Source organism: Cellulosimicrobium sp. G4 BAM 1002, assembly GCF_057126935.1.
Genome location: NZ_CP182109.1, coordinates 220,457 through 236,570, shown reverse-complemented (window position 1 = coordinate 236,570; position 16,114 = coordinate 220,457). Strand labels below are relative to the sequence as shown.

Genomic DNA, 16,114 nt, shown 5'->3' with positions numbered 1-16,114 from the left:
GAGACGGTCAGGGCGTGACGATCGCGAAGCCGGTGTCACCCGGGTCGAGGACGGCGCCGAGCCGGCTGAGGGCAGACGCGTCGCCGGTCAGCTCGATGCCGGCCTGCACGAGCCCGTCGGGCGTCAGACCGCCGAAGGCGATCACGGGCAGCTGGCGCTTCGTCGTGGTGAGCGTGAGGTCCGCGTCGCCCTGCTGCGGCGCGGCGCTGTAGGTGAGGACGCCGTTGGCGAGCCGGAGGCGGTAGCGCTCGTCGGCGTCGGTGAGCACGACGTCGATCGAGAGCTTCTCGTCCCACGCACGGGGGCCGTCGACCTGGACCGCGATGGCGTCGAACAGCATCGACGGCGTGAGCTGGCCGAGCATGTCCGGCGAGCTCGAGACGGTCGGCGTGCCGAAGCGGCCGTCGCGCAGCTCGGTCGCGCCCGAGAGGTAGAAGTTGCGCCACGTCCCGTTCTCCGAGCCGTAGCCGAGCTGCTCGTACGTGTCGGCGAGCAGCGCGCGCGCGCCTTCGTGGTCCGGCTGGGCGAACACCACGTGGTTGACCACCTCCGCCACCCAGCGGAAGTCGCCGTCGTCGAACGCTCCGCGAGCCTTCTCGACGACGGCGTCCGCGCCGCCCATGTAGTCGACGTAGCGCTTCGCCCGCTCGACAGGGACGTGCTCCCACAGCGTGGCGGGATTGCCGTTGAACCAGCCCATGTAGCGCTGGTAGATCGCCTTGACGTTGTGGCTCACCGAGCCGTAGTACCCGCGCGTGCTCCACGCGTTCTCCAGCGCGGGCGGGAGCGTGATCTGCTCCGCGATCTCGGGCCCGTTCAGGCCCTGGTTGAGCAGGCGCAGCGTCTGGTCGTGCAGGTACCCGTACAGGTCGCGCTGCAGCGAGAGGAACTCGACCACGCGGTCGTTGCCCCACGTCGGCCAGTGGTGGGACGCGAACACGACCTCGACGTCGCCGCCCCACAGGTCGATCGTCTCGGTGAGGTAGCGCGACCAGACGTGCGGGTCCCGCACGAGCGCACCGCGCAGGGTCAGCAGGTTGTGCAGGTTGTGCGTCGCGTCCTCCGCTGCGCACAACGCCTTGTGGTCGGGGAAGTAGAACAGCATCTCCGACGGCGCCTCGGTGCCCGGCGCCATCTGGAAGACGATCCGGACGCCGTCGACGACCTCCTCCTGGCCCGTCGTCGTGATCTCGACCGTCGGCGGGACCAGCGTCACCGTGCCGGTCGAGGTGGTCTGGCCCAGCCCGGCACCGACCGCGCCCTGCGGCCCGCGCGGGAGCGCCGCGCCGTACATGTACCCGGCGCGGCGCGCCATGGCGGTGCCCGCGTAGACGTTCTCCTCGACCGCGTGCTCGACGAAGCCCGCGGGCGCGAGGATCGGGACGCGCCCGGAGTCGGCGTCCTCCCGCGTGATCACGCCCTTGACGCCGCCGAAGTGGTCGACGTGCGAGTGCGTGTAGATGACGCCCGTGACGGGCCGGTCACCCCGGTGCTCGCGGTATAGCTCGAGGGCGGCGGCCGCGGTCTCCGTCGAGATGAGCGGGTCGATGACGATCACACCGGTCTCGCCCTCGACGAACGTGATGTTCGACAGGTCGAGCCCCCGCACCTGGTAGATACCCTCGACCACCTCGTACAGGCCCTGGCGAGCGACGAGCTGCGACTGCCGCCACAGGCTCGGGTTCACCGTGTCCGGCGCCTCGCCGTCGAGGAACGCGTACGTGTCCCCGTCCCACACGACGCTGCCGTCCTCCTTCGTCACCGCCCCGGGCGACCTCGTGCCGAGGAGGCCACGGTCGGCGTCGTCGAAGTCCTGGGTGTCGGAGAAGGGGAGCGAGCCCCGGAGGGCCTGCTGCTGGGCGGCGATGGCAGGGGTTGCTGGCTGGGGAGTCGACATGCTTCGGAGCATCCCAGCGAGCCTGAACTCCTGCATCCGGAACGTTCGCGAGCCGCGACCACGGGAGCTCTCGTCCGCTCAGCCGCGCGTGTACTCGGCGAGCACCACGCCGGACTCGTACGGCGTGACGGCGAGCGGGCGCAACGCCGTCGGGTTGTAGGGCCGGTCGCCGAACAGGCGGACGCCGTCCCCGAAGAGCACCGGGTTCAGCTTGAGCGCGAGCCGGTCGATCTCGTCGGCGAGCACCGCGGCGAGCGCACCGCCCCCGCAGAGCCAGATGCCGGCGCCGTCCTCGGCCTTCAGCGCGCGCACCACCTCCACGGGATCGCGATCACTGAACTCCACGCCCTCGGCGCCCTCCGGCGCCTCGTGCCCGCGGGTGAAGACGATCTGGCGCAGGTGCCGGTAGGGGCTCGGCGGCCCCGGGAGCCCGGCCGCGTACGTCTTCCACCCCATCAGGACGGTGTCGAACGGTCCGTCGTGGACGGGCAGTCCCGCCGCCTCGGCGAGCTCGGTCGGTGCGGTGCCGCGGTACCTCTGCCCGATCCCCTGGACGTGGTCACCTTCGAACAGGAACCGGTCGAACTCGCCGGAGGGGCCGGCGATGAACCCGTCGGCGCTGACGGCGACGTAGTAGGTGAGCTCTCGCATCCGTTCTCCAATCACGACACGTGCAGTGGTTGGAACCATAGCAGGTGTCGTGGTTGGGCTAGGGTCGAGTCATGGTCAAGAACGACGCACGGCGCACCCTCCTGGCCGACGCAGGTATCGCCGTGCTGGCGCGCGAGGGCTCCCGGGGCCTCACGCACCGTGCGGTCGACGCCGAGGCCGGCGTCCCGGTGGGCACCACGTCGAACTACTTCCGTAACCGGGAGGCGCTCGTCACCGGCCTGTTCGAGCGGATCGGTGCGCGGCTCGCGCCGACCCAGGGGGATCTCGAGGCACGAGCCTCCGCGCAACCGGACCGCGACCTCTTCGCGGCCTACATCCGGGACATCGTGCGGCGGCTGACGACCCATCGGGAGGTGACCCTCGCGCTCTACGAGCTACGCCTCGAGGCTGCGCGGCGCCCGGAGCTGGCGGCGGCGCTCGGTGACTGGCAGCGGGCCGGGCTCGACGCCGACGTCGCGTTCAACGAGGCGGCCGGGCTTCCCGGGGGACGCCGCGAGATCGCCCTGTTCCACTACGCGATCGAGGGGCTCGTGCTCGACCGCATCACCTCGCCCATCGATCCACAGACCCCGACCGACGAGGTCGTCGACGCACTGGTGGCCGGCCTACTCCCCCAGGGCGTGTCTCCTAACCCAGGGGTGAGGCTCGCGGCAGACTCGCGGCCGTGAGTCGTTTCCGGGTCCTGACGGACGGGCAGTTTCAGGTGCTCCGCCGCGAACCGCGGCGGAGCACCTCGGCATCTGGCCCGGCTCGAACGGGCTGCCACCCTCTCCAGGAACGGACACGCGACACCGGGACCCGCGTGCCTTGGTCAGTATCGAGATCACGCTACGCAGCAAGGGCCGTCGAACTCAACGGCTATGGGGCTTACGCCCTTCCGCGAGCTCGGAGTTGAGCACGACGGCGATCCTCCTCGTGAGAGCCGCCACCGCTCTGTTGCTTCTGCTAACCGATCGGTCCGAGCCCCCGCGGACCGGAACGGCCACGTGGCAGCAGTACGACTCGCCAACCGGGAGCGTCGGTCTGCCCTGACCCTGAGGCTCCCTGCGCCCAGGCCGATGGCGCGATCTAGACCAAATCTTGGCAGTCCGACCGGGGTTGTCGGACACCGCACAACCGAGGGCGGCCTCAACCCACCAACGCACCACCTTCGATCCGAGGAACTCTAGCGTCGAGCTCAGCGAGGATCGTGGGTGCGCATCCGCACTGTGGCGCGTGGCCCTTGGGCGGGCTCGAGGACAGAGATCCGGGACGCGAGCCCGTCGATCACCGACGCGGGGGCTGGGATCCTCGCGGCCTGCAGCGCGGTTCGGACCTCGTCTTCCGAGTGTCCGGCGTGCTGGTGCGCGATGGTGGTGAGCCGGTCTTCGACGGTGGTCGGCTGGCCCTCGTTGATCCAGCGATCGACCTCATCCAGCGGCTTCGGCCTATGACGTCTCCACATGGATCGAGGCTAGGACGTCCTCTCCTTGTTGACGAAGCGGCGTCGTGAGCGTGCGAATCGCGCGTCGGACGTACCCGGTCCCGTGACGTTGGGACGCGAAGTTCGCACCTAAGGTGTGGCCTCGTGGACGAGAACATCGCACAGCACATGCGCGACCGCCCTGCGGAGGAGGTTTGGCTCGTTTTCGACCCCGCGCCGCGACACGACTTCGATGAGGTCGCGCTGGCGGCCGGGCTGAGGCCGTTGGGCGAGGACTGGATCGAGGTAGATGCTGATCGCGCCGAGCAGGTTCTCGCACACATCCTGCATACCGGCCTGGCCTATCACGACGAGCACATGCCCGAACACCAAGCCCGGCGGCTCGCTCGAGAGTTCATCCGGTCGTGCGGCAGCGTCGAGACGCGATATGCGACGAACACCGAAGGCCTCCCTGCCACTCACCTGTCCACATGGGCGCCCGCCACTGACTACACCTTCGATAGCGGCGTCGTGATCCTCGGTAAGTCGCGTTCTGCGTGCTACTGGGTGGCCGACGAAGACTGAAACCGATACTTAGGAGACACGCTCTAGGCCTCGCCCGAGCGTGCTGCCAGAGGTCGAGCGCGTTCGACGGCGCGGTAGACGGTCGCGCGGGAGACCCCGAAGAGCTCGGCGATCTCGGCCGAGGTGTGGTTGCCGGCACGGTGGAGGTCGACGAGATGTCGTTCCTGGGCCGGGGTGAGCTTGGGCTTGCGGCCCTTGAGCTTGCCCTTTGCCTTCGCGATCGCCATGCCTTCACGGGTGCGGGCGCGGATGAGGTCAGCCTCGAACTCGGCGACCATCGCGAGCACGTTGAGCAGGAGCCGGCCGACGGGGTCGTTCGGGTCGTGCACCGTGGCGCCGACCTGGAGCCGGACGCCGTGGGTGGTGAGCTCGTCGACGATGTCGCGCGCGTCGCGGATCGAGCGGGCGAGGCGGTCGAGCTTGGTCACGACGAGCGTGTCCCCGGACCGCGTCGCGGCCATGGCCTCGCGGAGCCCGGGCCGGTCGCGGTGGGTGCCGGTCACGCCCTGGTCGACGTAGACGCGGCGCGGGTCGACGCCCATCGCCTCGAGCGCCTGACGTTGAGCGGTGAGGTCCTGCTCGGCAGTCGAGCAGCGGGCGTACCCGATGAGCGTCGCGGTCATGGCGCGAGTGTCGCAGATAGGCAACCATCACCGGGCAGTCATGCGGGCGGGTCTACCGAGACAGTCAAGATCGAGGCGCCGCTTCGCGGAAGGGCCAGGCAACCGGTGTCTCGGTAGGGGATCGGCTTGCGGGCGCATGATGCGTGGGCGGTTCAGCCTTGCGTACTGGCGGCGGTCATGCGGTCGCGTCGCGTCGCTAGCTCTCGCGCGCCACGAACCGTGCGATGGCGGTACTGAGCTCCTCGACCTGCGCTGCGGGCACGGAGTGGTGGCTCGAGTTCGCCAGTCGTTCCACGGTGGCGACCGGGACGCGGCGGGCGCGCTCGGCGACCCGTCGCGGGTCGTGGGCCCGGCTCCGGGCAGCGAGCAGGACGAGCGTTGGGCACGACAGACGCTCGAGCTGGCCGGCGGACGGTCGGCGAGGACGCACGACACGGTCTGCGGGCAGGCCGGCGCCGAGGGCGGCGACGCGGAGCCACGCGTCGTCGATAGCGACGTCGCGGGCCTCCCACCGCACGAACGCGCGCCATCGCCGGGGTGTGGGACGTACCAGCAGAGGCAGTGCCCGCACCAGGTAGCGGACGGACGGCCTCGCGAAGCAGTCCGTCGGGTCGACCAAGACCAGCCGGCTGACGGCGTCCGGCCGGGCGAGCGCGTACACGAGCGCGAGCCACGCCCCGTACGAGTGCCCACAGAGGACCACCGGGCCGGCCGGAACCACAGCCGCCAGGACCTCGTCCAACCACCGCACCAGGTCATCCGTCGACCTCGCCGCCGCGCCGGCCCGAACGCGCGCCGACGGGTCGGAACTCCTCGCGGCGCAGTGCGCGACGTCACCCACGAGTTCCACCGCAAGCACGCGGTGGCTTCGTGCCAGACGGCAAGCGACAGCCGTCCACGACGCCGACGTGGCCCCGTGCCCGGGCAAAAGCACCACGGGCGCCGCGTCCGGAGCACCCCACGACGTGACACGCGTCAGACCGAAGCGTGTCACGACGTCCAGTGGCGTGGCTTCGGCGTGCTCTTCGCCTGCCAGCGAGAGAGCCCCGTCGAGTTCTGCGAGGAACTCGCTGCGCTGGGACGTGGCTGTTTGCGTCCGACTCATGGCGCCGACATTAACTCACTCAGTGAGCCATTCGCTACGCTCTCCTCATGCAGCGATCCCTGGTGGTGCCCACCGATCCCGGCCGACGCGAGGCACTTGGCACCGTCCATCTGATCCGTGCCGTCGCCTTCGCCTACCAGCGCCAGGTTGCCGACGCCGCGGCACAGGCCAAAATTCCCGCGACCGACCTGCGGGCTCTGGTCGTCCTGCTCGATGCCGAGCGCGCCACCGCCCCGGTCTACGCCGGAGACCTCTCGCGTTCGCTCGGCATGTCGACCCAAGCAACCACGGCGCTGCTACGGCGCCTCGAGGAGGCGGGGCACATCGAGCGGCGGCGCGACCCCCGCGACAGGCGGCACGTCCAGATCGTCGTGACGGACCAGGCGCTCGAGCTGGGCTGGCGGCACTTCGGTCCGATCGTCGAGCGCCTGCTCGACGCCGTCAGCCAGCTCGGCACCGACGAGCGGGCGCTCGTCGACGCGGTCCTTCGACGTGTACGCGACACGCTCGAGGCCGACGTCTCCTGAGCCGTCGGCCAGCGCGGGACGCAACAGCGGACCAGGTGGGAAGGCTCGACCGACCTGCATGCAGAACCGCCGCGTAGCACCTGCCGCGGAGCGGGCGCCGCGGCGCGTGTGGCTCAGAAGATCTCGGCGCTGTGCGCTGTGGGGAACCAGGACCAGGCGGCCGAGGCGGCAGCTACCGCGCCGGGGGTGTGTTCGACGACGCGCCCGGCGAGGGCGAGGACGTGCAGCGGCGTGGCGCCCAGGTGGGCAGCGCCGAGATCGGCGACGTCCATCGACAGGTCCGGTGGCGCGTCCGTCCGGCGCCCGACGGCCGTGCCGCCCGCCTCGCCGACGACGACGTGCCACCGGCCGGCGTTGGCGGGAACCAGGTCATCGGTGAGGTCAAGCACCAGGTCGACCGGCGTGGAGAAGGCACGGCCACCGAGTGCCCGTCCAACGTCGACGACGCGGACCCACAGCGCCTCGTCGAGACGGGCGTGCAGGCGCCGGTGGTCGACGAGCAGATGGGCCAGCGGGTCGGGAACAGGGCGGGACTCGCACGTCAGGGTGCTCATGAGGTCGAGGTCGAGCAGGTAGCGCCAGAGCTGGGCGTGGGTGGCCGGGTCCGCGGCGCTCACCTCCTGGACGGCGACCACGCCCGTGGGCACCAGGGCGGGCTGCCCGTCGCGGATCCGGTACGCCGCGTACCCGGTGGGGCCGTCGGGGCCGAGGGCGACGACGATCTCGGCCGGTGGCCGGCCGTCGCCGCCGCCCAGGAGGAACTGCCAGCGGCCCGTGTCGCGCGCGAGCGTCCCCGGCCGCGTGCCCAGCAGGTCGTCGTGGATCGCGGCCAGGTGTGGCAGCGCGTCGGCCAGGCTCATGAGGTGCAGGCGCGCGGGCGACCCCGCCGCCAGGCCCGTCGCGTGCGGGGTGAACGCCGCGCTCGCGAGGTCGACCTCGATCGGCTGGCGCCACGACGCGATCCCGTAGCCGTACCGCCGGTACAGGCTCGCCTCCGTCGCCCAGAGCGCGGCCAGGGCCTCGCCCCCGGCCGCCAGGTCGGCGAGCTGGCGGCGCATCAGTCCCGTCATGACACCGCGGCGGCGGTAGGTGGGGGCCACGGTCACCATCCACACCCCGGCGACCGGCTGCTGGCCACCGCCGGGCATGGTCATCCGCAGCGAGTACGCGCTCGCCGTCCCGACGACGTCGCCGTCGGAGCCGTCGACGGCGACGAGCGTGCGGTCGGCCTCGATGGAGCGGCTCGTGAAGACGTCGTCGGCGGCGTCCTGCCGGTAGCCCCACCCGAAGGCGCGCCACACCACGTCAAGGGCCGGTTCACGGTCCTCCTCTGTGAGCGGTCGGACGGGGTAGGAGGAGGCGACGGCGGTCATGCCCTGTTGATAGCCCGCACCGATCCGCGGCGTCCACCCGTTATCCGGATCGACCCATCGGGGTGCTCGTCCCGCCGCCCCCGAGGATCGAACGCAGGGACAGACCAGCCCTGCTCCCCGGGCCTGGTCGTTCGAACCCTTAGACCCGCTGAGGGTTCCGCCGGATCACGGCTCCGCGCGCTCCAGCCCGGCCACGGCAGCCGGTGGCAGCGCGTCGAAGACTCGCTGGCGAAGGAGCTCGTACTGCTCTCGGTGGTACCGGGGAGCGTCGGGCGGGCGGACGACGACGTTCCCGCCCACCACGGTCTCGTCCGGCCGGAACTGGTCCGCGGTGAGGTCCAGGTCCGAACCGTCCGGCAGCCGGTTCCAGTAGTGATGACCGATCTGGGCGCCGTCCACGTGGACCTCGGCGAGGACCAGGTCGCCGCCGAGGATGTCCTGCACGACCAGGGCCGTCATCCCGCACTGATCGCGCGAGGGATTCTCCGGAGTCCACTCGTCGCTCATATGGGGGTAGCAGGTGTCAGGCCCCCACGCGGCGAGGAAGTGTCGGCGAAGTTCATCAGCAGTGATGGTCATGCCCGGATCTTGGCGCCAGGTACCCACACGAGCGCGATGCGCCGTCGAGAACATCAGCATCTCGGGTCGTCCCGCACGGCGGTGCTGCCGCCGGTCGCGATGGCAGGAGTGAACAACGGCCCAACGAACTGTCGACTCCCCCAATGTCACCTATCCGTGCAGCGGACCCCTGCGAGATGCCCGGGCTCTGAGATGGCGAGCAGTTCGCGCGTGCCGTCCGGCCCACCACGGAGGAGAGTTGGGCGGCTCGTGATCCGACTATCTGGAGTCAGGCGGCCGATGGGGTTCGGTCAACTGTTTGTTGGAGGCTGCCAGTTCTTGGAGGCGGGCGGCACTGGTGGGGTCGGCGGGGAGGAATGTCTCTATGGCGAGGCTTGCTGCGGTGACGTCGAGGGGGGCACCGATGGTGGCGATCAGGGTGAACAGACGGACGGTGCCGAGGCGGGTGCGCAGGTCGAGGGTGACCATCGGCTGGGTGGCGGCCGGGGGTGCTTTGTCGGGCAGGTAGGACTCGACCTCATCGACCAAGGCGGCCAGGGCGTTGTCGGCGTTGTCGCGGCTCTTGCGTCTGAGCTGGTGGATGAGTGGAGCGTTGCAGGCGGCCGTCATCGACGAGATGCTGGGGATGCCGTCGGGATGCACCGACAGCCGCAAGAGGTTGACCGGCGGTCTCAGGAGTTCGGGGTCTACTCCGGCCCACAGCAAGGACGCCGCGTCATTGGCGTCGATCAGGTTCCAGAGCCCGTCCACGATCAGCGCCGGATTGGGCATGTGCGCGTCGAGCAACTGGTGCAAGGACTCGCGTAACGGCCGCATCGTCTCGGATCCGTACGGCTCCTCGAGGTACAACGGCGCGAAACCACCGGCCAACAGGAGACGGTTGCGTTCGGCCATCGGCAGGTTCAGCCGGTTGGACAGATGGGCCAACAGCTGTCGGCTGGGTTGGGCACGCCCGGTCTCGACGAAGCTGAGGTGCTTGGTCGACATCTCGGCATCGAGGGCCAGGTCGAGTTGGCTCAGCCGCCTGTGCACACGCCAGAAGCGGAGCAGCTCGCCGACGGTCCGTGGCTCTACGAGAGGTTCTGCGGTCATATCGGTCGCATTCTGGGTTGTGGTGGTCACGCCAGGCTAGGGCGATGGCAGGCGAGAGACCATGACCAGTCAGGTAACGCGGCTTGCTGCACCACGGAGGTAATGGAGGCTGTTCCGGATGTCGGTGATCGTTGACAGCGTTCGCACGTCCACCGGTCCGAAGGGCACGAGCATGAACCCGACATACACCGGCGTCGCCACGTCATCTGGACGCGACGCCCGCGCTGTCACCTCCGACGGACGGCTGGACGTCCTGCTCGCGCTGCCCAAAGAGATGGGCGGGACAGGCGACGGCGTCAACCCTGAGCAGCTCTTCGCCGCGGGCTGGGCGGCCTGCTTCTCCACCACGATGGGTCTCGTCGCCCAGAGCCAAGGCCTGGACGCCACGGACGTTGCGGTCACCGCCGAGGTCAGCCTCGTGCCGACCGGGCCGGGCTTCACGCTCGCCGCTGTGCTCCGGGCCGAGCTCCCCGATCATCTGGCCGGCGAGACCGGCGAGAAGTTGCTGGAGGCAACGCATCGTTCCTGCCCGTACTCCTTGGCCACCCGGGGGAACATCCCGGTAGAGATCGTCGTCGAGTGAGGCAGGTCCCAGACGCAAGGAGAACCACGATGAGCTCCCAGGCGACGCGAGCACCCAGACCATTCCGGTTCGGGGTCGTTGCCCCGGTCGGTCCCGACCTGTCGGCGTGGCGAGAACGCGTGCGCCGCATAGCCGACAGCGGTTACTCGACGTTGCTGATGCCCGACGTCCCCACATGGCAACCAGCAATCGGCCCCACGCTGGCAACCGCGGCTGCGCTCACTGACCTGCGGGTCGGCTCGTGGGTCTATGCCGCTGCTCTGCGCGAACCGTGGAGCACGGCATGGGAGGCCCACTCGCTCTCGGTACTCACGGAAGGCCGCTTCGAGATGGGGATCGGCGCTGGCCGACCCGGGATCGAGGTCGAGCTGGGGCTGCCCGTCGTCTCCCCGGCTGAGCGTCGAGCCAGGATGCGCGAGACCGTAACCGCCCTGCGGAGGTTCGACGGCCCCGATCTGCACACGCCGGTCGTCATGGCGGTGAGCGGCCCGAAGTCGCAGGCGCTGGCGCTCGAAGTCGCTGACGCGGTCACGTTCGTCCTCTCCACGGACGATGATCGAGTCGAGACGACGGGCCGGGTGCGCGACTTTCCAGGCGGCCGCGACATCGAGCTCGGCCAGCACGTCGCCGCTGTCGGTGATCGTGTCGCTCCGTTCATGGCGGCGCCCGATCTCGACACCGCGAGGCTTCGCGCGGCCGACTCGCTCGTCATCCTTCCGAGCGATCCCGTCGCTGCCGCCGAAGAGATCCAACGACGCCGCTCGGAGATCGGCTTCTCCTACTTCGTCATCGGCGCCGACTTTGCCGACACGATCGCGCCCGTCGTGGCCAAGCTGGCTGGACACTAAGCGGCGCGACGACGTTCGAGAGGCTTCGCGTCATGGCGGCTCGTCAGTTGCCGTTGTCGACTCTCGACAGCGGCATGCGCCCTCTCAGAACCGACCGATTCTCAGGCGTCGCACAAGGGGGTTCTGCGACGCCTGATAGACCTCCGGTTCTGCGCACGTCGCCGTAGAACCTGCCGATGAGTCGCCGTAGAGCCTGCCAATTGAAACTCGGGGTGGGCGAGCGCCACGCTGCTGGACGCTCAGCCGTGCTGGCTGTCTCGCAGGCAAATCGGACGGCGAACGAGGCAGGCCTATGGCCTCCCGCGCCCACCGGCACGCGACGAGGGGTGGCGGAGCGGGGCCCCGGGCGACGATCCTGTGTGCATGCCGATCGCGCCGCGTGAGCTCAACCGGGCCACCCTCGCCAGACAGCTGCTGCTGCGCCGGAAGCCGTTCCCGGGGCCCGACGAGACCGCGACGGCGGTGCGCCGCCTCGTCGCGCTGCAGGCCCAGCACCCCGCGTCGCCCTACCTGGCGCTGTGGAACCGGGTGGCGGACTTCGATCCCGCCGACCTCGACGCCGCGTACGCGGGCCGGGCGCTGGTGCGGGGCACGCTGCTGCGCATCACGCTGCACACCGTGGACGCCACGGACCACCCCGGGTTCCGCACGGCCATGCAGCCCACCCTGCGCGGCGCCCGCCTGGGGGACCGCCGGTTCACCGACACCGGCCTCACCACCGCGGACGCGGACGCGCTGCGGCCCCGGCTGCTCGAGCTGCTCGACCGGCCCCGCTCGGGCGACGATCTGGTGGGGTGGATCGACGCGCTCCACCCCGACGGCGGCAAGCGCGCCTGGTGGGCGCTGCGGCACTACGGACCGTTCGTGCACGCGCCCACCGACGCCCCGTGGTCGTTCGAGACCAAGGTGGCGTGGCTGCCGGCGCCCGGTTTCGAGTCGGCGGCCTCGCCGGGCGCGGAGGACTCCGTGCCGGCGGAGCTGGACGGCGACCCTGACGCAGCCCTCGTCCCCTTGGTGCGGCGCTACCTGGAAGGGTTCGGCCCAGCGTCCGTGCTCGACATCGCGCACTTCCTCACCGTGCAGCGGGTCCGCGTGCGCGCCGCGGTCGCGGCCCTCGGCGACGAGCTCGAGGTGCTCGAGGGACCTGACGGAACCCCGCTCCTCGACGTGCCGGGCGGGCTCCGCCCGCCGGCGGAGACCCCGGCGCCGCCGCGGCTACTGGGCATGTGGGACAACGCTCTGCTCGCCTACCTGGACCGCAGTCGCCTCATCCCCGCCGAGTACCGCCAGGTCGTGACCCGCCTCAACGGCGACATCTTGCCGACGCTGCTCGTCGACGGGTACGTGGCGGGCGTGTGGCGCACGGTCGACGACGCCGACGGGGCGCCGTGCGTCGAGGCGCACGCCTTCACCCCCCTGCCCGACGACGTGTGGGCGGCGCTCGGCGACGAGGCTGCGTCCCTGCTGGCGATGCTCGCCGGCCGGAACGCGCACCCGTACCGACGCTACGACCACTGGTGGGCGAAGCTGCCGGACGCCGCACAGGTGCGGCGCCTGCCAGGCCCGGGCGCGGGACCGGGGAACGGGCGGTTGCGCAACGCGGCGTGACACGCTCACGGAGTGACAGCTCTCGCTCGACCCCCGGAGGGAGGCTGCCTGATACCCGGTGGGGCGCGTAGCCGCACGTGGATGGACGCGCCCTAGGCGTGCTCAACGCAACGTTCCAGGCCCGAGCACGTCCTCCTCCGCGACGGGACTCGTGGTTGCCGGCGCCGCGTTCGACCTGCGTCACGCGTGAACGACGGCGCAACGAATTGCCGACTCCCCACAAGGTTGTCGGACACCGCACAACCGACCGTTTGTCAGGCGTCGCAAAAGAAGGTTCTGCGACGTCCGACTAACCCAGGTTGTCAGACGGTGAACCCTGTCACGGACGGGTCACGCGTCGGTGTCGTCGGTTGGTGATGTGAGAGGCGGCGCGCTGGCGAGCAGCCCCCGCAAGAGCTCTACCTCGACGAGAAGCGCTTGACGTCCTTCTGACGTGATGCGCACCCAGGTCCGGGAGCGTCGACCGTCACTTCCCTTACGCAGGGTGACGTAGCCGCTCGTGACCAGCACTTCGAGGTGTCGTCCGAGGTTGCCGTCGGTGAGATGGAGCGCGCGCTTGAGGTGTGTGAAGTCGGCGTCTCGCGTCTCGGAGAGGATCGCCAGGATTCCCAACCGTGCACGCTGATGGACCGTCTCGTCGAGCTGCGAGAGCGGATGCTGCTCAGGACCGTTGCTCGCGTTGCTCATGCCGTGGTTGCTCCAGAAACTCGGCGTTCGCGCACGAACGTGGCGGTCGCGAGAGTGATGAGTCCGATAGTGGCAATCGCCATACACCCGACCCCGCCGCCCAGGAACGCCGCGTGATTGCTGAGAGTGCCAAGCGAGACGAGCGGACTGAGCGCCATGAGGAACAGCCCAGGTCCCCAGAGCCGTGGATCGCTCCCGCGACACCCGAGGACGACGAGCCCGAGGCCGAGGAAGAACGCCGGCCCTATAAGGAACAGGCCAACCAACCCGAACGGCACGAATAGCAGGGCCAGGAGAGCGAGCGCGAGAAGGCCGTATCGGTCGTTGCCTACCCCGACGCCGCTCACGCGACGTCTGATCAGCATGGCAAGGAGGAGCAGCGCGTACGTGAGCGCAGGCACCAGCACTGTGACTGGTAGGTGTCGCTGCATGGTCGCCTCGGCGTACGTCAGGAACAGCATGGCGAGTGCGTTGACAGCCAAGGGCAACGACGTCGCGTGCCGGACCGCTCGTTGCTGCGCCTGAATCGTTGCAACGTACTCCGAAGCGGTGGTCACGGTCGTACTCTGCCTGGCAGAGTGAGTGTCGTCAATGCTCCGCCGCCCCGTACCGAAGGCGACGGAGCGAGCCGCTGGATAGCAGACCGGCCACGTTCCTCGTCTCAGCGACCAGGCCGCATGCTCCCACGTCACTGCTCGGTGGAGACGTTGCCGACCGTGTCGAGCGCGACGCTGGCGAGCACGAGCGCCCCGCCACCTCGACGACGGCACTCTCTGGCAGCCATTCCCCTCGACGTCCACCTCAACGCCGCCCATCACGCCACACCTCATACCCCCCAACACGCAGCACCGGCCATCCGGTTCCACCCCACGCCATCTGAGTTCGCACGATGCCGGATCCGAGTCAAAACACGCTCCCGATACCTCGGAGTTACCAGAGCATGACTGATGGGTGCGAGTTGTTCGACGAGGCAGAACCGACCGTTTGTCGTACACCGCGGCGGCCGGCGCGACACGCCGAGCGAACATGTCGCAGAACTAGTGTCCGAAAACCCCTGGTGTCGCAGAACGCGACCCTGGGGTTTTCGCTACCGTCACCGGCATGGCACACACCTACGGGTACGCCCGGGTCTCCACGACCGCGCAGAACCTCGACGCCCAGGTCGACGCGCTCACCGGCGCCGGCGGCGTCGACGGACGCGACGTCGTCGTGGAGAAGGCATCGGGCACCCGCGAGGACCGTCCCGAGCTCGGCCGGCTCCTCGCCGGGCTGCGGGAGGGGGACACGCTCGTCGTGACGAAGCTCGACCGGCTCGGCCGATCGGCCGCGCACGTCGCGCGCCTGGTGCGCGACCTCGACGAGCGCGGTGTCACGCTCCGGTCGCTGACGGAGACGATCGACACCTCGAGCGCGACCGGGCGGCTCATGGTGCACGTGCTCGCCGCCGTCGCCCAGATGGAAGCGGACCTCGCGCGAGAGCGAACGCTGGACGGTCTCGCGGCCGCGCGCGCTCGAGGACGTGTTGGCGGCCGCCCGAGCGTCATGACCCCCGACCGCGTCGCGGCCGCGCGCGTCGCGCTAGCCGGCGGGCAGTCCCGTGCTGCGGTCGCCCGCGCACTCGGTGTCTCCCGAGACACGCTGTATCGGCACCTCGGCGCCCTGGATGCGGCCGAGGTCGGCGAGACCCGGTGAAGCGCGTCTGTCTGTTCTGCGGCGCCCGGATCAGCGGCTTGAAGCGGAGGGATGCGCTCTACTGCTCGGCGAGGCACAAGCAGGCCGCCTATCGTCGCCGCGCAGCGGCACTCCCGCCTGAGTTGTGGCGCATGGGTGCCGATGAGTACGCCGAAGTCTCCGAGGACCCCGACATGCTCGACGCTCTCGAAGAACTGCCAACGTCCGACCGCTCGTTCCCCGTGGTGATCGTCATGTACGAGAGGGCCACACCGTGCGTTCGATGCGGGGAGCTGATCAGCGAAGAGCTGAGCGACCCCGACCCCGACGACGAGCCGCTGCCCGGAGTCATCCTCCGCCGCTCTGGTGCCGACTACGGGCCGTTCTGCTGGATCGAGTGCCTGGTGGAGTCTGCGCACACGGTGAGGTGAGTGCTGTCGTACTTCAAACCGTTCGAGGCCGCGGGAACCTCCTGCGCTACACCCGTGTTGTTACGCCTACAGGCGCACTACCTGGTGTTATGCCCTTCGAGTATCCCGGGTTGTCCGACGCGGTGCGCAGAATTGCACCAGAGGTTCGGAGCACCGAGGGTCGCAAAAAACGAGCGACCCCCTGCTACCAACAGGAGGCCGCTCCGGACCCGTCACTCGGCAAGAGTTGAAGGGACGCTAGACATGACGGTACACCGGGCCCCCGCGCCCACCTGGATTTCCGCTCTTATCGTCGGCGCGGTCGCCGTGGCCGCGCTGCTCATTACCGGAGAGCCCTCGCAGGCGCTCGTCGTCACCTCGCCCGTGCTCGTCGCGCTCGGATCATCGACGGGCCGCAAGCCGGAACAGAACTCCCCGAGCTAGCCTCGCGT

General features: G+C 69.9%; 18 protein-coding genes. 9 read left to right on the top strand and 9 right to left on the bottom strand.

The window, feature by feature from the left end; translation table 11 throughout:
• Positions 1 to 7: 7 nt before the first annotated feature.
• Positions 8 to 1,897: an alkyl/aryl-sulfatase gene (locus tag ACMXGY_RS01085; protein ID WP_483775045.1), complete on the bottom strand. Its 1,890-nt coding sequence runs from the start codon at positions 1,895 to 1,897 to the stop codon at positions 8 to 10.
• 78 nt (positions 1,898 to 1,975) lie between these two features.
• Positions 1,976 to 2,548 carry a dihydrofolate reductase family protein gene (locus ACMXGY_RS01080; protein WP_483775044.1) on the bottom strand — a complete coding sequence of 191 codons (573 nt, stop codon included), beginning with the start codon at positions 2,546 to 2,548 and terminating at the stop codon, positions 1,976 to 1,978.
• A gap of 71 nt (positions 2,549 to 2,619) precedes the next feature.
• Here ACMXGY_RS01080 and ACMXGY_RS01075 point away from each other — a divergent pair, with 71 nt between their 5' ends.
• Positions 2,620 to 3,237: a TetR/AcrR family transcriptional regulator gene (locus ACMXGY_RS01075; protein WP_483775043.1), complete on the top strand. Its 618-nt coding sequence runs from the start codon at positions 2,620 to 2,622 to the stop codon at positions 3,235 to 3,237.
• Positions 3,238 to 4,136: 899 nt separating this feature from the next.
• On the top strand, positions 4,137 to 4,556 hold the full coding sequence (locus ACMXGY_RS01070; RefSeq protein WP_483775042.1) for a hypothetical protein: 420 nt from the start codon (positions 4,137 to 4,139) through the stop codon (positions 4,554 to 4,556).
• A 23-nt stretch (positions 4,557 to 4,579) separates the two neighbouring features.
• Here ACMXGY_RS01070 and ACMXGY_RS01065 read toward each other — a convergent pair whose 3' ends face one another.
• Both ACMXGY_RS01065 and ACMXGY_RS01060 read right to left on the bottom strand, forming a co-directional pair.
• Positions 4,580 to 5,179 carry a recombinase family protein gene (locus ACMXGY_RS01065; RefSeq protein ID WP_483775041.1) on the bottom strand — a complete coding sequence of 200 codons (600 nt, stop codon included), beginning with the start codon at positions 5,177 to 5,179 and terminating at the stop codon, positions 4,580 to 4,582.
• A gap of 196 nt (positions 5,180 to 5,375) precedes the next feature.
• A complete protein-coding gene (locus ACMXGY_RS01060) occupies positions 5,376 to 6,284 on the bottom strand; it encodes an alpha/beta fold hydrolase (RefSeq protein WP_483775040.1) in 909 nt (302 codons plus the stop codon).
• Positions 6,285 to 6,331: 47 nt separating this feature from the next.
• On the opposite strand from ACMXGY_RS01060, the gene ACMXGY_RS01055 reads away from it, so the two are divergent.
• Positions 6,332 to 6,811, top strand: a complete 480-nt coding sequence (locus tag ACMXGY_RS01055) for a MarR family winged helix-turn-helix transcriptional regulator (protein ID WP_483775039.1) — start codon at positions 6,332 to 6,334, stop codon at positions 6,809 to 6,811.
• Between the two features lie 113 nt (positions 6,812 to 6,924).
• Here the strand turns inward: ACMXGY_RS01055 and ACMXGY_RS01050 are convergent, their stop codons facing one another.
• From ACMXGY_RS01050 to ACMXGY_RS01040, 3 genes are all read right to left on the bottom strand, one after another.
• A complete protein-coding gene (locus ACMXGY_RS01050) occupies positions 6,925 to 8,184 on the bottom strand; it encodes a GNAT family N-acetyltransferase (RefSeq protein WP_483775038.1) in 1,260 nt (419 codons plus the stop codon).
• 165 nt (positions 8,185 to 8,349) lie between these two features.
• Positions 8,350 to 8,763, bottom strand: a complete 414-nt coding sequence (locus ACMXGY_RS01045) for a YunG family protein (protein ID WP_483775037.1) — start codon at positions 8,761 to 8,763, stop codon at positions 8,350 to 8,352.
• A 258-nt stretch (positions 8,764 to 9,021) separates the two neighbouring features.
• A complete protein-coding gene (locus tag ACMXGY_RS01040; RefSeq protein WP_483775036.1) occupies positions 9,022 to 9,885 on the bottom strand; it encodes a helix-turn-helix domain-containing protein in 864 nt (287 codons plus the stop codon).
• An 88-nt stretch (positions 9,886 to 9,973) separates the two neighbouring features.
• Here ACMXGY_RS01040 and ACMXGY_RS01035 point away from each other — a divergent pair, with 88 nt between their 5' ends.
• The 3 genes from ACMXGY_RS01035 (at position 9,974) to ACMXGY_RS01025 (ending at position 12,894) form a co-directional block, all read left to right on the top strand.
• Positions 9,974 to 10,438: an Ohr family peroxiredoxin gene (locus tag ACMXGY_RS01035; protein WP_483775035.1), complete on the top strand. Its 465-nt coding sequence runs from the start codon at positions 9,974 to 9,976 to the stop codon at positions 10,436 to 10,438.
• A gap of 29 nt (positions 10,439 to 10,467) precedes the next feature.
• Positions 10,468 to 11,286, top strand: coding sequence for an LLM class flavin-dependent oxidoreductase (locus tag ACMXGY_RS01030; protein ID WP_483775034.1), 819 nt, complete (start codon positions 10,468 to 10,470; stop codon positions 11,284 to 11,286).
• 363 nt (positions 11,287 to 11,649) lie between these two features.
• Positions 11,650 to 12,894: a winged helix DNA-binding domain-containing protein gene (locus tag ACMXGY_RS01025; RefSeq protein ID WP_483775033.1), complete on the top strand. Its 1,245-nt coding sequence runs from the start codon at positions 11,650 to 11,652 to the stop codon at positions 12,892 to 12,894.
• 330 nt (positions 12,895 to 13,224) lie between these two features.
• Here ACMXGY_RS01025 and ACMXGY_RS01020 read toward each other — a convergent pair whose 3' ends face one another.
• Both ACMXGY_RS01020 and ACMXGY_RS01015 read right to left on the bottom strand, forming a co-directional pair.
• Entirely contained in the window at positions 13,225 to 13,581 is a 357-nt protein-coding gene (locus ACMXGY_RS01020; protein ID WP_483775032.1) for a transcriptional regulator, read from the bottom strand.
• The gene (locus ACMXGY_RS01015) at positions 13,578 to 14,138 is read right to left on the bottom strand and encodes a hypothetical protein (RefSeq protein ID WP_483775031.1); all 561 of its coding nucleotides are present in this window, start codon (positions 14,136 to 14,138) and stop codon (positions 13,578 to 13,580) included. Before ACMXGY_RS01015 ends, ACMXGY_RS01020 begins: the two co-directional genes overlap by 4 nt.
• A 544-nt stretch (positions 14,139 to 14,682) precedes the next feature.
• Here ACMXGY_RS01015 and ACMXGY_RS01010 point away from each other — a divergent pair.
• The 3 genes from ACMXGY_RS01010 to ACMXGY_RS01000 all read left to right on the top strand — a co-directional run bounded on the left by ACMXGY_RS01010 (position 14,683) and on the right by ACMXGY_RS01000 (position 16,106).
• Positions 14,683 to 15,273, top strand: coding sequence for a recombinase family protein (locus tag ACMXGY_RS01010; RefSeq protein ID WP_483775030.1), 591 nt, complete (start codon positions 14,683 to 14,685; stop codon positions 15,271 to 15,273).
• Positions 15,270 to 15,683, top strand: coding sequence for a hypothetical protein (locus tag ACMXGY_RS01005; RefSeq protein WP_483775029.1), 414 nt, complete (start codon positions 15,270 to 15,272; stop codon positions 15,681 to 15,683). Before ACMXGY_RS01010 ends, ACMXGY_RS01005 begins: the two co-directional genes overlap by 4 nt.
• Before the next feature lie 243 nt (positions 15,684 to 15,926).
• The gene (locus tag ACMXGY_RS01000; RefSeq protein WP_483775028.1) at positions 15,927 to 16,106 is read left to right on the top strand and encodes a hypothetical protein; all 180 of its coding nucleotides are present in this window, start codon (positions 15,927 to 15,929) and stop codon (positions 16,104 to 16,106) included.
• Positions 16,107 to 16,114 lie beyond the last annotated feature (8 nt).